Source organism: Mesorhizobium sp. M1217, from assembly GCF_040318275.1.
Classification (GTDB): domain Bacteria; phylum Pseudomonadota; class Alphaproteobacteria; order Rhizobiales; family Rhizobiaceae; genus Mesorhizobium.
Window position 1 is genome coordinate 289,815 of record NZ_JAMYMA010000004.1, and the last position, 13,422, is coordinate 303,236.

The 13,422-nt window shown below is 62.9% G+C and carries 11 protein-coding genes; 5 read left to right on the top strand and 6 right to left on the bottom strand.

Annotated features, from left to right (window positions below):
* Positions 1 to 150: 150 nt before the first annotated feature.
* Complete coding sequence (locus NKH37_RS08855) at positions 151 to 621, top strand: EF-hand domain-containing protein (protein ID WP_352481890.1); 471 nt, start codon at positions 151 to 153, stop codon at positions 619 to 621.
* A 52-nt stretch (positions 622 to 673) separates the two neighbouring features.
* Here the strand turns inward: NKH37_RS08855 and NKH37_RS08860 are convergent, their stop codons facing one another.
* Both NKH37_RS08860 and pepN read right to left on the bottom strand, forming a co-directional pair.
* Complete coding sequence (locus NKH37_RS08860) at positions 674 to 3,001, bottom strand: PAS domain-containing sensor histidine kinase (RefSeq protein WP_023718378.1); 2,328 nt, start codon at positions 2,999 to 3,001, stop codon at positions 674 to 676.
* Between the two features lie 181 nt (positions 3,002 to 3,182).
* On the bottom strand, positions 3,183 to 5,828 hold the full coding sequence (gene pepN / locus NKH37_RS08865) for an aminopeptidase N (RefSeq protein WP_353005173.1): 2,646 nt from the start codon (positions 5,826 to 5,828) through the stop codon (positions 3,183 to 3,185).
* 154 nt (positions 5,829 to 5,982) lie between these two features.
* Here pepN and NKH37_RS08870 point away from each other — a divergent pair, with 154 nt between their 5' ends.
* Entirely contained in the window at positions 5,983 to 6,198 is a 216-nt protein-coding gene (locus NKH37_RS08870) for a hypothetical protein (RefSeq protein ID WP_023718376.1), read from the top strand.
* Complete coding sequence (locus NKH37_RS08875; RefSeq protein ID WP_502895883.1) at positions 6,195 to 7,172, top strand: DMT family transporter; 978 nt, start codon at positions 6,195 to 6,197, stop codon at positions 7,170 to 7,172. Before NKH37_RS08870 ends, NKH37_RS08875 begins: the two co-directional genes overlap by 4 nt.
* On the opposite strand, the gene NKH37_RS08880 is transcribed toward NKH37_RS08875, so the two are convergent.
* The 3 genes from NKH37_RS08880 to NKH37_RS08890 all read right to left on the bottom strand — a co-directional run bounded on the left by NKH37_RS08880 (position 7,173) and on the right by NKH37_RS08890 (position 9,660).
* Positions 7,173 to 7,991, bottom strand: coding sequence for a helix-turn-helix domain-containing protein (locus NKH37_RS08880; protein WP_352481886.1), 819 nt, complete (start codon positions 7,989 to 7,991; stop codon positions 7,173 to 7,175).
* A 105-nt stretch (positions 7,992 to 8,096) separates the two neighbouring features.
* Positions 8,097 to 8,978, bottom strand: a complete 882-nt coding sequence (locus NKH37_RS08885) for a uracil-DNA glycosylase (RefSeq protein ID WP_353005174.1) — start codon at positions 8,976 to 8,978, stop codon at positions 8,097 to 8,099.
* Between the two features lie 37 nt (positions 8,979 to 9,015).
* Positions 9,016 to 9,660, bottom strand: coding sequence for a hypothetical protein (locus NKH37_RS08890; protein ID WP_023718372.1), 645 nt, complete (start codon positions 9,658 to 9,660; stop codon positions 9,016 to 9,018).
* Between the two features lie 239 nt (positions 9,661 to 9,899).
* Here NKH37_RS08890 and NKH37_RS08895 point away from each other — a divergent pair, with 239 nt between their 5' ends.
* A complete protein-coding gene (locus tag NKH37_RS08895) occupies positions 9,900 to 11,579 on the top strand; it encodes an electron transfer flavoprotein-ubiquinone oxidoreductase (RefSeq protein WP_353040934.1) in 1,680 nt (559 codons plus the stop codon).
* Between the two features lie 110 nt (positions 11,580 to 11,689).
* The gene (locus NKH37_RS08900; protein WP_353005178.1) at positions 11,690 to 12,286 is read left to right on the top strand and encodes a DUF922 domain-containing protein; all 597 of its coding nucleotides are present in this window, start codon (positions 11,690 to 11,692) and stop codon (positions 12,284 to 12,286) included.
* Between the two features lie 32 nt (positions 12,287 to 12,318).
* Here NKH37_RS08900 and NKH37_RS08905 read toward each other — a convergent pair whose 3' ends face one another.
* A complete protein-coding gene (locus NKH37_RS08905) occupies positions 12,319 to 13,356 on the bottom strand; it encodes an endonuclease/exonuclease/phosphatase family protein (RefSeq protein ID WP_353005181.1) in 1,038 nt (345 codons plus the stop codon).
* Between the last annotated feature and the right edge of the window lie 66 nt (positions 13,357 to 13,422).

Here is a 13,422-nt window from a genome sequence, read left to right on the forward strand (position 1 = left end):
CGTGACGGCAATCGGCCGAACGGGCGAGAGCATCGGAGCCAAAAGTGGCGACCTGCTTTGGGAGCTTCCGATGCTCAAACAAGGAGATAGAGCGGGGATTGAAGATCTGCCGCTCTAGCATCGGGGGTGACGATGCAACAGGAGAAGACCATGAGAAAGACGACCAGACTTGCACTCGTTTTCGCAGCCCTGGCCGGCGCCGTCGGCACCGCTGCCTATGCAGACGAGCACTCCGGCGCCGGGCCGCGCGAGGGCATGATGATGCGCCTCGGTAAGGTCATGAAGGACAATGACGGCACCATCACCTTCGACCAGTTCTCCGACGCCATGAACGCGCGGCTGAAGAAGATGGTCGCCGACAATGGCGGCAAGCTGACCGTGGCACAGCTCGCCGACGCGCTGGAGAAGGCACGCTTCGAGCAGATGGCCAGGCGCATCATCGCCCGCTACGACACCAAGGGCGACGGCACGCTGACCGCCGACGACATCACCAGCCGCCAGAAGAAGGTGTTCGCCATGCTCGACCGCGACAATGACGGCAAGATCGAGAAGAACGAACTGCCGAAGGGTCCCGGCCGTCACCACCAATGGGGCGGCGACGGCAATGACGGCATGCAGTGAGAATTAATAACCTCTCCGGCGGCGCGAGCCGCCGGAGACTTATTTTGTCGTTTCAGGCAGCGGCCTTGACCGCCTGCGTGGCTTTCTTGATCGGGATGCGTACCGAGACGATCGTGCCGACGCTTTCGGTCGAGCGGATCTTCAACGCGCCACCCTGAAGCTCGGCCAGCGAGCGCGAGATGGCGAGGCCGAGGCCGGAGCCGGCATGGCTCTTGGAGAACTGGTTTTGCACCTGTTCGAACGGCCGCCCGAGCTTGCTCAGCGCCGCCTTCGGGATGCCGCAGCCATTGTCCTCGATCGTCAGGATCAGCGCGCTGGAAATGCTGCGGGCCCTGACCGAGATGTGGCCGCCTTGCCCGGTGAACTTCACGGCATTCGATAACAAATTGATGAGGATCTGCTTGATCGCCCTGCGGTCGGCGAACAGCGTCAGCGAATCGGCGATGCGGGTTTCGACGGTGATCGATTTTTCCGCCGCCTGCAGCGAAACGACGCGAACCGTTTCCCTGATCAGCGGGCAGAGATCGATTTGTTCCTGATCCAGCGCGAACTGGCCGGCCTCGATCTTCGACATGTCGAGGATATCGTTGATGACGCCGAGAAGATATTTGCCGCTGCCGTTGATGTCGGTGGCATACTCTTCGTAGCGCGGCGAACCCAGCGGCCCGAACAGGCCCCGTTCCATCAGTTCCGAAAAGCCGATGATCGCGTTGAGCGGCGTGCGCAACTCGTGCGACATATTGGCCAGGAATTCAGATTTGGCCCGGTTCGCCGCTTCCGCCCGCTCGGTTTCCTTCATGTATTTGCGATTGAGCTCGACGAGTTCGCGGGCCCGTTCTTCTTCCGCCCGACGGGCAAGGCTGAGGTCGTGGATCGTTGCCATCAAACGGCGCTCGCTGTCGACCAGCTTCTCCTGGTGCAGCTTGATCTGGGTGATGTCGGAGCCGACCGAGACGGTGCCGCCGTCCCTTGTCCGCAATTCGTTCACCTGAAGCCAGCGGCCGTCGGCAAGCTGGCGCTCGAAGGTCACGCCCCCCTGCGGTCCGTTGGTATTGGCAAGCCGCCGCTCCGAGGCGAACGCCAACATGCGTTCATCCAGCACGGCGCGCGGGGCGCCCGGCATCACGTCGCGATCCGACAGGCCGTTATCCTGCTGGTATTTGGAATTGCACATGATCAGGCGCTCGGACGAATCCCACAGCACGAAGGATTCGTTGATGTTTTCGATGGCTGTCCTCAGGCGCAGGTCCGCGGCTTCGGAGCGCAGCGCCAGGTGCCGCTGCTCGGTGACGTCGACGGCGATGCCGATCAGCTGGATCTCCGGGGCTTCCGGGTCGATAACCTGTGCTCTTGCCCGCATCCAGACCCATTGCCCGTCGGCATGACGCATCCGGAACACCTGGTCGATGTGGTCGATCTCGCGCCCGACGATCCTGTTGGCGAGTTCAAACAAATCGCCGTCCTCGGGATGGATGATTTCGTCGACTTCGCCGAACGACAGCATCGTGTCGCAAGGCTCGTAGCCTAGCATGTCGTACATCGAGCGCGACCAGTACATCTTGCCGCGCACCATGTCCCAGTCCCACAGGCCGCAGCGGCCGCGCACCAGGGCCATGTCGATGCGCTGGTGGGCTTCGAGATAGATGCGGTCGGCGGCCTGGGCGCGCGCCGCCTGGCCGAAATAGGCGTAGAGGATAATGATCAGCACGCCGGCCGTCAGCACAAACAGCGTGACGTTGAGCGAGACCGTCTTGCGCCAGGTGTCAAAAACTGCCTCCTGCGGCACAAAGGCTGCCGCGGCACCCCTTCGGCCATTCGCCAGGCTCACCGCCGCGTACCAGTCCTGTCCGCCGATGCTGACCTCCATCACCCCGGCGCGGTCGCCGAACATGAACAGCGGCTGCCCGCCCTGCACGACGCCATCGAGCGATCGCCCCTCCCAGTGCGTCGACTGCGGCGATACGGCAATGATCTTGAAGGCGCTGTCGGTGATCGCCAGTACGTGGCTTCGGCCCATCGCGCCCTGACGGCCGGTTCCCTCCAGCAGGTCCTGGATCGCGCCGGGCGTCGAAACCATGGTCGCGTCGGCAGCGATCGAACTGGCCAGTTGGCCCGCGGCCAGCGCAAGGATCGCCTTGGCGTCGCGCTCGATCTCGTCGCGCTCGTTCATCAGCGACAGAAAGCGCAATACTGCAATGATCAACAGAAAGATGATGATGAGGGCCGGTATCGATCGCCGCAACAGCGGCTCGGCTGCCAGCAGCCGTCGGTAGGCAGGTTCGGCGATGAGCCGCGTATTGCCGGCGAGACCGTCGCTTCGCGCCTCGCGTCGCTCAAAAGCCGTCCCACCGGGCGCGCCCCACGCGTCCGCCTTCGCCATAAATGGCACTCCCCGATTTTCAATCTGCTTGACGATCCGGCAACGCCGCACTTCCGAATCGTCTGTAAAGAATCAAAGGTGATTCGCCTTGTCCAGAGGCGCGGCGAAAAAAGATTAAAAATCGACTAAAATAATGCGGTTTTCGGGCGAGACGCCATTGTGGTGGTGAGCCGGCGCGTTGTCAGGCCAGCGTGCGCTCGACGATGTCTCGCAAATCGGCCGACAGCTTCTCTGCATTGGCGATCGAAAGCAGCGCCTCCCTTGCCTTGGCCTGCCGCACCGGTTCGAGCGACCGCCAAGACCTGAGCGCCGTCGCCAGCCTGGCGGCCACCTGCGGGTTGCGCTTTTCCACCTGCAGCACCGTTTCGACGAAAAGCCGGTAGCCCTCGCCGTCGGCGCTATGGAAGCCGGTCTGGTTGGCGCTGGAAAACGTACCGATGAGTGAGCGCACCCGGTTCGGGTTGGCCATCGAGAACGTCGGGTGGCCGGTCAAAGCGCGCACCGCATCGACGGTTTGCGGGCCGGGCACACTGGCCTGGATCTGCAACCATTTGTCCATGACCAGCGCATCGGTTGCATATCTCGCCTCGAAATCGGCCAGCGCCTTGGTCGCCTCCGGTGAGCCGTGGTGACGGTGCGCAAGCACGGTCAACGCCGCGGCCCGGTCGGTCATGTTGGTCGCCGACTGGAAGTGCCGGGCAGCGAGTTCCGCGCCTCCCGGCAGCAAGCAGAGATAATCCAGCAGGACATTGCGCAGTGCACGCCGCCCGGCACTGGTCGCATCCGGGCTGAACGGACCATTGTCGGCGAGCCGATCGTAAAGTTTGGAGAATATCTCGCTGTTGGTCTCGGCGATCGCAACCACTAGCGCCTCGCGCGCCGCGAAAATGGCGTCGGGGTCGATGTTCTTGCCAATGTCGCGGGCGATATCGGCCTCGCCGGGCAGCGCCAGCGCCAATGCCCGATAGGCGGGTTCGAGTGCTTCGTCGCCGGCTATCTTGCCCGCAAGCTCGGTCAGCCGGGCGCTGAACTCGGGTTGCCTGTGGTCCAGGATCTGACGGAAGGCTGCAATCAGGGCATCGGTCAAAAGCGTGTTGAACGCCTGCCAGCGCGAGAAGGCGTCGCTGTCATGGCCAGCCAGAAAAAACTGGTCGTCGGGCCGTTGCTCGACCGAAAGCGTCACCGGCGCCGAAAAGCCACGGTTGAGCGACATGGCCGGACGCTCGGCAATCCCGGAAAACCTGACGACATGGCGACGTTTGCGGATATGGATGACACTGTCCTCGACGTTCGCCCCTTCGACGCCGCTATGCGCTATCGCCTCGCCACCGGCGCCAACCAGGCCGAAGGCAAGCGGAATGTGCATCAGCCGCTTGCGGCTTTCCGCCGGTGTTGGCGGCACCGACTGCTCGATTTCGAGCGTGAATTCTCGCGCCGCCGGATTATATGCCGAACTGACGGTCAGGTTCGGCGTACCGGCCTGATGGTACCACAGCGAAAACTGCGACAGGTCGCGACCGGAGACGTCTTCGAACACCTTGATGAAGTCTTCGATCGTCGCCGCCTGGCCGTCGTGACGTTCGAAGTACAGGTCCATGCCGGCGCGGAACGTCTCGGCGCCGAGGATGGTATGGATCATGCGCACGACTTCCGAGCCCTTTTCGTAGACCGTCGCCGTGTAGAAATTGTTGATCTCGCGGTAGCGGCGCGGCCGCACGGGATGCGCCAGCGGCCCCTGGTCCTCGGGAAACTGATGGGCGCGCAGCGTACGCACCTCGGCGATGCGCTTGACGGCGCGCGAGCGCTGATCGGCGGAGAATTCGTGGTCGCGGAAAACGGTCAGGCCTTCCTTCAGGCAAAGCTGGAACCAGTCGCGGCAAGTGATTCTGTTACCTGTCCAATTGTGGAAATACTCATGGGCAATGATGGCTTCGATATTGGCGAAATCGGCGTCCGTCGCGGTTTCCTGGTCGGCCAGCACATACTTGTCGTTGAAGATGTTGAGACCCTTGTTCTCCATCGCGCCCATATTGAAGTCGGACACGGCGACGATGTTGAAGACATCGAGGTCGTATTCGCGGCCGAACGCCTCCTCGTCCCATTTCATCGAGCGTTTCAAGGCATCCATGGCGTAGCCGGCGAGCCTCTCCTTGCCCGGTTCGACATAGATTCCGAGCTCGACGTTGCGGCCAGACAGGGTAACGAAACTGTCCGAGATCTTGCCGAGGTCGCCCGCCACCAGCGCAAACAAATAGGACGGCTTGGGGAACGGGTCGTGCCAGACCGCATAGTGCCTGCCGCCGGCAAGTTCGCCGCTGCCGGCCGGGTTGCCGTTGGACAAAAGCAGCGGCGCCTCACGGCGCTGAGCTTCGATGCGCACCGTATAGACCGACAGGATGTCGGGGCGGTCGAGGAAATAAGTGATGCGGCGAAAGCCTTCGGCCTCGCACTGCGTGCAATAGACGTCGCTGGAGCGATAGAGGCCCATAAGCGCTTCGTTCCGCGCCGGCGCCAGCACGGTTTCGATTCTCAGTTGGAAGCGCCTTGCCGCAGGGGGGCTGACGATTGTCAGTTGATCGGGCGTGGCGAGAAAATCCGCAGGGCTCGTTTCCTGGCCGTCGATGGCGATGCTGCTGAGCGTCAGCCCGTCGCCATCGAGCACCAGCGGCACTGATGCCGCAATCCCGTCGCGGCGTTCGACCGCCAGCACGGCGGTGACATGCGTTGCTTCAGGTGAAAGGCGGAAAGTCAGGCTGGTTTCCGGAATGAGATAATCGCTGGGGCGATAGTCTTCGAGCTTGAAGACCTGGCCGGTATCGGTGCGCATTCCTTGATTTTTCCTGTCGATCCGGGAGTGGCGGGCGGGTCCGCTGGTCCAAATAAATTGAAGTCTGCGCTCTTTACACGAAACACTCCCTCGACAAAACTGCAGCGACGTCTATTTCAGGCGATCATTTCCCAAGCATCATCGCGAGGCTTCCATGACCGTCGTCACGCCGAAATTCGGGATGGGCGCCTCGGTGCTGCGTCGCGAGGCCTTCAAGGGCGCCGGGGAGGCGAGTACGATCGGGTCGACGCGTGCCGCGCTCAATGAGGTGACCGACGCTCTCTATAGCGCCTACGGCATCAGACATATCGACATGCCCGCAACGCCGGCGCGCATCTTGGCGGCGATCCAGGAAGCAAAAGGGGCGTGACAGCCGAACGGGACTTGCCAGTGCTTGCTGCCGGCGACCACGCCGGCGAACACAGCACGCTAACCGGGATCGTGCTCAAGATCGTATCGGTGGCGGTCTTCGTCGGCATGTCGTCCTGCATCAAGGCGGCAGGCACGGTGCCGGCGGGCCAGATCGTCTTTTTCCGCTCCTTCTTTGCCATCTTTCCGATCATCGCCTTCCTCGCCTTCCAGGGGAAACTCGGCACCGCCTTTTCGACAAAGCGCCCGCTCAACCACATTGCGCGCGGTGTTGTCGGGGTTTGCGCCATGGGGCTCGGCTTCTTCGCGCTGACGCGGCTGCCGCTGCCCGAGGCGATTACGCTGAACTACGCGCAGCCGCTGCTGGTCGTGGTGTTCAGTTCGATCTTCCTCGGCGAAGCCATCCGCATCTATCGCTGGAGCGCGGTTGCCGTCGGCCTGGTCGGGGTGCTGATCATCTCGTGGCCGGAACTGACGCTGCTGGGCTCGGGCGCTGCCCTTGGCGACCAGGAGGTGCTCGGCGTCATCGCCGCCCTCATGGCCGCGGCGATCTCGGCCATCGCCATGCTCCTGGTGCGCAACCTCATCCAGAGCGAGCGGACGGCGACCATCGTGCTGTGGTTCTCTGTGACGGCGAGCGTCATGGCGCTGCTTTCGCTGCCATTCGGCTGGCAGGCGCTGACGCCAGTGCAGGCGGGGCTTCTGATTGCCGCGGGTTTTTGCGGCGGGCTCGGCCAGATCCTGATGACCTCGGCCTATCGCCATGCCGAAGCTTCGGTCGTCGCACCGTTCGAATACACCTCGATGATCCTCGGCGTCGTGGTCGGCTATCTGGTCTTTGGCGACGTCGCCACGATCAACATGCTGGTCGGCGGCATTATCGTCGTCGCAGCGGGCATTTTCATCATCTGGCGTGAGCGCCAGCTCGGCCTCGAACGCACCCGCACGCGCAAGGCGATCGCGCCACAGGGGTGATCAGCCTTTCGCCGCGTCGGCCCGCCCTTTCGCCAGCCGCACCAGCACCGCCCGCGTCTGCTCGTCGGCCGGGAAAAAGGATTCGATCGCCAGCTCCGACAACGTCACGTCGAGCGGCGTGCCGAATACGGTGATGGTGCTGATGAACGACAGCATCGCGTCGCCATGGGCAAGCTTGAGCGGATGGACAATCGCATTCGGTTCGACCGGCGCCGGCCGGCTGCCTTTGAGGCCGGACGGATAGGCCCGAAGCTCGCGCTCGAGCTCGACCAGCACCGGATCGGCGGTAGCATCGTTCTGCTGCTTCAGCCGCTCCAGAAGATGCGTCCGCCATTCCGCAAGGTTGACGATGCGCGGCGCGATGCCGCCCGGATGCAGGCTGAGGCGCAGCACGTTGACCGGCGGCGTCAGCAATGAGGCATCGGCGACATTGGCGAGGAACGGGCCTATGGCGGCGTTCGCCGACACCAGGTTCCAGTGCCGGTCGACGGCAAGCGCCGGGAACGGCTCGTGCGCCTTGAGCACGGTCTCGACCGCCGCCATCGCCGGCGCCATCGAGGCATCGTCAAGCGGCCGCTCACTGAAGCTCGGGGCAAAGCCGGCGGCCAGCAGCAGCTGGTTGCGCTGCCTGAGCGGGATCGAAAGCTGCTCGGCCAGATGCAGCACCATATCGCGCGAGGGTGCGGCGCGGCCGCTTTCGACGAAGCTCAGATGCCGCTGCGAGATCTCGGCCTCCATGGCGAGGTCGAGCTGGCTCATGCGCCGGCGTGTACGCCATTCGCGAATGAGACTGCCGGCGGAAATCTGGACTGCTGTCATGACGAGATGACTAGGCCGGTGGGAGAGGGATTTCAATTACCTGGGAAGTCATCGGCACTGTCTTTCCCTTCTCCACCACAGAGAGAAGGAAGAGGCGCGCGAACCTCAACTCAGCGCCCGCAACTTCGCCTTCACTTCGAGGAAATCCCGCCACGCCAGCTTCTTGTGCGCCGGCGTCCTCAGGAGATAGGCCGGATGCAGGGTCGGCATGGCGGGAATTGCGACGCCGGATGGGGTCGTGTGGACGCGCCAGTTGCCGCGCAGCCGCAATATGCCTTCGGAGATGTTGAGCAGGGTCTTTGCCGACGGGCCGCCGAGATTGACCAGCACTTTCGGAGCAACCAACTCGATCTGCCGTTCGATGAACGGCCGGCATATCTCGGTCTCGTGCGGCGTCGGCGTGCGATTGCCCGGTGGCCGCCAGGGAATGACATTGGCGATGTAGACTGAATTTCGATCAAGACCGATCGCGGCCAGGATGTGGTCGAGCAGCCGGCCAGAGCGGCCGACGAACGGCAGGCCCTCTATGTCCTCGTCGCGGCCCGGCGCTTCGCCGACCAGCATCACCTCGGCAGTCGGATTGCCGTCGGCGAACACCAGGTTCTTGGCCGTGAATTTGAGATTGCAGCCGTCGAATGCCGCCATGTGCTGGCGAAGCTCGTCGAGGTTTGCCGCCGACCTCGCCAGTTGCCGCGCCAACGCCGCCTGCGCCTCGTCGGGCACCGTTGCGGTGGCCGGAGGCGTTCGCACTACCGGTGCCGTGTTCGGTCTCTCGCCCATTTCGGCGCGCGACACGCTCGTCGAGCGTTGCGGCGCCGCATTTTCACCGGCCGGCAGAGCGGCCGCCGCGGGTACCCGCTCCGGCGGCCTGGCTTCTGCAAACCTGTTTACCGGCTGTTCTTCAAGTGCCTCATCGACGCCAGCGCTGGCGTAGAAGGCCAGCAGCTCGGCGAGATCGGCTCGGTTATTGTGGGGGGCGGCAGTCATGGTTTCACATTCGGCCGCGGAGCTTGAATTTGCAAGTTCAGCTCGACGGTATGCGCGGATCCTGCACCAGATAGAACGTCCAGCGCGGCGTATAGTCGGTGATCAGGAAATAGAAGCTGGCGGTCTTCAGCGGGTCGATCTTGCCGTTCTTGAACAGCAGGCGGTCATACGGTTCGAAATTGCGGTCGAAATCGGCGTAGCTGCTCGACCAGATATTTTCGGGCGTTTTGTTGCGCTGGTCGAACGACAGGCCGTCGCCGAACACGCTCGGCTGGTCGAGGATCTCCTGGAGTTCGAACTGGAACTCGACCCAGGCCTGGCCGCTATTGTTGAGCACGTCGATGCGCATGTACATCAGCCCATTGGCGAAGTCTCCAGCCTTGCCGAACGGCTGGATCGGCTTGGTCGTGCGAATGGCTAGCGTTACCGGCGTCGCTGAATTCAGCTCTTCGGTGATGACGAGCGGATCCTCCTTCGTGCCGACGCCCGAAGCCCCGGTGATGCGGAAGCCGCCGCGCTCGTCGGAAAAGGAGTAGGCGCCGGTCGCCCAGACCAGTCGTGGGTCGGCGCGGGCATCGACGGCCGCCAGCGGCAGAAGCGCCAAGAACGCCGCACGGCAAATCCGGCCGGGCGTGAAAAAAAAGCGCGTCGATGAAAAGCCAGCCGGCCCGAATATGCGCATGGCGGGAAGTATGGCCGATAAGCAAGCCGTCGAACAATTAAAAACATCAGTGCGACATATCCTTACAAACGGAATAGGATTGAAGATTGGTGCTCGCCACCGCGAATCTGTGCGGCAGTACGCGACTTTTTGACGAAATCGGTATTGTCACGTCCGCGCCGGTTTCCCGTCGCTATTTGATGCGCTATGCAGCGCGTGAGCCAGCAAGATGCCGGGAATAGCGAGCCAGTGAGGGGTCGATGAGCGATATCGAACGCGAAAGCATGGAATTCGACGTGGTCATCGTCGGCGCCGGCCCGGCCGGCCTCGCCGCCGCGATCCGTCTCAAGCAGGTCAATCCCGAGCTTTCCGTCGTCGTGCTGGAAAAGGGCGGCGAAATCGGCGCGCACATCCTGTCCGGCGCCGTCGTCGATCCGATCGGCATCGACCGGCTGTTGCCCGGCTGGCGCGAAGAGGAGGGTCATCCCTTCAGGACACCGGTCACCGACGACCATTTCTTGGTTCTCGGCGCCGCCGGTTCGTTCCGTCTGCCCAATATCCTGATGCCGCCGCTGATGAACAATCACGGCAACTATGTCGTCTCGCTCGGCAATGTCTGCCGCTGGCTGGCGACAAAGGCCGAGGCGCTGGGCGTCGAGATCTATCCGGGCTTTGCCGCGGTCGGCCTGCTCTACAACGAGGCCGGTGCGGTCACCGGCGTCGTCACCGGCGACATGGGCGTCGAGAAGGACGGCACGCACGGCCCGGGCTTTGCGCCGGGCATGGCGCTGATGGGCAAATATGTCTTGATCGGCGAGGGCGCGCGCGGCTCGCTGGCCAAGCAACTGATCGCCAAATATCACCTTTCCGACGGTCGTGAGCCCGGAAAATACGGCATCGGCCTCAAGGAACTCTGGCAGGTCAAACCGGAAAACCACCGGCCGGGCCTTGTCCAGCATTCCTTCGGCTGGCCGCTCGATATGAAGACCGGCGGCGGCTCCTTTCTCTACCATCTCGAGGACAATCAGGTGGCAGTCGGCTTCGTCGTTCACCTGAACTACAAGAACCCCTATCTGTCGCCCTTTGACGAGTTCCAACGCTTCAAGACCCATCCGGCGATCCGCGGCACCTTCGAGGGCGCCAAGCGGCTGGGCTATGGTGCCCGCGCCATCACCGAAGGTGGCTGGCAGTCGGTGCCGAAACTGTCCTTCCCCGGCGGTGCGCTGATCGGCTGCGCGGCCGGCTTCGTCAACGTGCCGCGCATCAAGGGCTCGCACAATGCCGTGCTCTCCGGAATGCTGGCCGCCGAGCATGTCTGTGATGCGATAGCCGCCGGCCGCGCCAATGACGAACTGGCCTCCTATGAGGCCGCCTGGCGCGCCACCGATATCGGCAAGGACCTGAAGAAAGTGCGCAACGTCAAGCCGCTATGGTCGCGCTTCGGCACCATTGTCGGCGTCGGCCTTGGCGGGCTCGACATGTGGCTGAACACGCTGTTCGGCTTCTCGCCCTTCGGCACGATGAAGCACGGCAAGGCTGACTACGCCACGCTGGAACCGGCCGCCGCGCACCAGAAGATCGCCTACCCGAAGCCGGACGGGGTGCTGACCTTCGACCGGCTGTCGTCGGTGTTCCTGTCCAACACCAACCACGAGGAAAACGAGCCGGTCCATCTGCTCGTCGCCGACATGGACCTGCAGAAGCGCTCCGAACATGACGTCTATGCCGGGCCCTCGACGCGTTACTGCCCGGCTAGCGTCTACGAATGGGTCGACAAGGACGGCAATGCCGCCGCCGATCCTGCGGCCAAGGATGTGCGCTTCGTCATCAACGCGCAGAACTGTGTGCACTGCAAGACTTGCGATATCAAGGACCCGAACCAGAACATAAATTGGGTGCCGCCACAGGGCGGCGAGGGCCCGGTCTACCAGAACATGTAAGTCACAAGGTTTGCTCCGGACCAAACAAGATGAGGAGCAGCGCAACCATAGGATTGTTGAATAGACCGCCTGCCTGTGTTTCCTTTCTGTGACGACAGGGAGGAAGGAAAATGCGTCTGGCAGTTCTGACGAGCGCTGTGGCGATCGGGGCGTTGTGCACCTCTTTAGCCTTGGCCGACACTAAAGTATTGGTCAAGACACGAACTTATAACATTGCCGGAACCACCGGCGCGGCCCTGATCGAGGCCATGGATCGCAGTGGGCCGAAGCACGGCTTCATGACCCACGCCATCGCGCAGACCGGCTACAGCGTCGATGATTGGACCTTCGACGCCCATACGGAAAACGGCGTCTGCCGCCTGCACCAGGCCAACGGGACGCTCAATCTCTTCTATACCTATCCCAAACTAGCCTCAGCCACGTCGCCGGCACTGCAGAAGCGGTGGAAGCGGTTCTTCGCTGGCGTCCGCGCCCATGAAGAGACCCATGGCCGCATCGCCAGACAGATGATGCGGGCCACCGAAAAGTCGGTTCGAGGGCTGGCAGTCGGTGATGACCCGCACTGTTTCGAGGCACGTCGCGAGGCAAAGCGCCGGATCAATGCCATCTATGCCGAATATGAAGCAAAGCAGAAGGCCTTCGATGCGCGCGAGCATCGCGACGGCGGCCCCGTCGAGCACCTCGTCCGCGCTTTTGTGGGCCAATAATAAGCCAGGGTAGAGATTGGACTGCGGATTTTTCAGCTTCGGGCCCCGCCAGGCAGCGCCGCAAATGCGGTCGCCGTCTGGTGCTCGTCGAGCGGCTCTTGTCCACCCGAGCGCAGCGAAAATTCCACCAGCACCGGCAGATGGTCTGAGCCGGTGTCCCCAAGGGTCGACGCCGAACGGATGGCGATAGCGCCCTTGCTGAAAACCTGGTCGATCGGCAGTCCGGCGAAGCGCAGGAAATCCGGCAGCTTTCTGTAGAGCCAGGTCGGCCCGACCGATGGCATTACAGTCAGCTTGCCAAGCGATGCGACGCGCCGGACAGCGGCGCTCCATGGCGCTGCGTTGCAGTCGCCCGCCAGGATCGACGTCTCGCCAAGCGAGACGATTTCGTTCGACAGTCCGTCAATCTGCCGTGATTGGTTGTGCGGCCATGGCCAGGTGAGGTGGATGGCGGCGACATCGACGTCGGTTCCGCCGAAATCGACCGTAGCGATTGCCATCGCGCCGCGGCTGTCGCAGTGCGGCTCTGTGCCCGCGGCAAACGGTCGTCTGGACAGCAGCGCAACGCCGAACACGCCATTGGGATACGGGCAGAGGATCCGGTAGGGATAAGCGCCGGACAGCAGCCCAAGCTTTGCCTTCCACAGTTCGGACACCTCATCGAGGGTGATCACATCAGGCTGGGTCCGGCCGATCAGCGACAGCACCTTCTCAGGCGTTGGATTGTTGAACCTGAGGTTCATCTGCAGCAGGCGGTAGACCGCCTCGCCGCCGGGCCTGGCGTCGTAGGCGGCCTGCACCTGCCATAGCCGCGAAAGCGGCAAGGCATTCGACGTGGTGGCAAAGGCGGCCACCGCAAACAGCAATCCGGCGGCGGCCTGCAGGCGAAACGAGGTGGCGAGCAGCGGCAGCGCGCAAAGCGCCATCAAGAAGGCAAAATGAACGCGGAAATGAGCAAAAGAATCGAAGGCCGGATGCAGCGATCCGAAGAACCCGGCCACCAGCGCGACCGAGAGTGCAAGCATTGCGACGAACGCCAGTGCAACCGTCATGTCTCGAACACGTGCCATCGCTTTGTCTATCGGCAGAAATGCGGCTCAATCAAGATGACGAAACGTCCTGCCGTGGACCGACAC

What these genes read in the sequence shown, in the direction of transcription:
- NKH37_RS08855 (WP_352481890.1), top strand. Translation starts at nt 151, where the DNA reads ATGAGAAAGACGACCAGACTTGCACTCGTTTTCGCAGCCCTGGCCGGC.
- NKH37_RS08860 (WP_023718378.1), bottom strand. Translation starts at nt 3,001, where the DNA reads ATGGCGAAGGCGGACGCGTGGGGCGCGCCCGGTGGGACGGCTTTTGAG.
- pepN (WP_353005173.1), bottom strand. Translation starts at nt 5,828, where the DNA reads ATGCGCACCGATACCGGCCAGGTCTTCAAGCTCGAAGACTATCGCCCC.
- NKH37_RS08870 (WP_023718376.1), top strand. Translation starts at nt 5,983, where the DNA reads ATGACCGTCGTCACGCCGAAATTCGGGATGGGCGCCTCGGTGCTGCGT.
- NKH37_RS08880 (WP_352481886.1), bottom strand. Translation starts at nt 7,991, where the DNA reads ATGACAGCAGTCCAGATTTCCGCCGGCAGTCTCATTCGCGAATGGCGT.
- NKH37_RS08885 (WP_353005174.1), bottom strand. Translation starts at nt 8,978, where the DNA reads ATGACTGCCGCCCCCCACAATAACCGAGCCGATCTCGCCGAGCTGCTG.
- NKH37_RS08890 (WP_023718372.1), bottom strand. Translation starts at nt 9,660, where the DNA reads ATGCGCATATTCGGGCCGGCTGGCTTTTCATCGACGCGCTTTTTTTTC.
- NKH37_RS08895 (WP_353040934.1), top strand. Translation starts at nt 9,900, where the DNA reads ATGAGCGATATCGAACGCGAAAGCATGGAATTCGACGTGGTCATCGTC.
- NKH37_RS08900 (WP_353005178.1), top strand. Translation starts at nt 11,690, where the DNA reads ATGCGTCTGGCAGTTCTGACGAGCGCTGTGGCGATCGGGGCGTTGTGC.
- NKH37_RS08905 (WP_353005181.1), bottom strand. Translation starts at nt 13,356, where the DNA reads ATGGCACGTGTTCGAGACATGACGGTTGCACTGGCGTTCGTCGCAATG.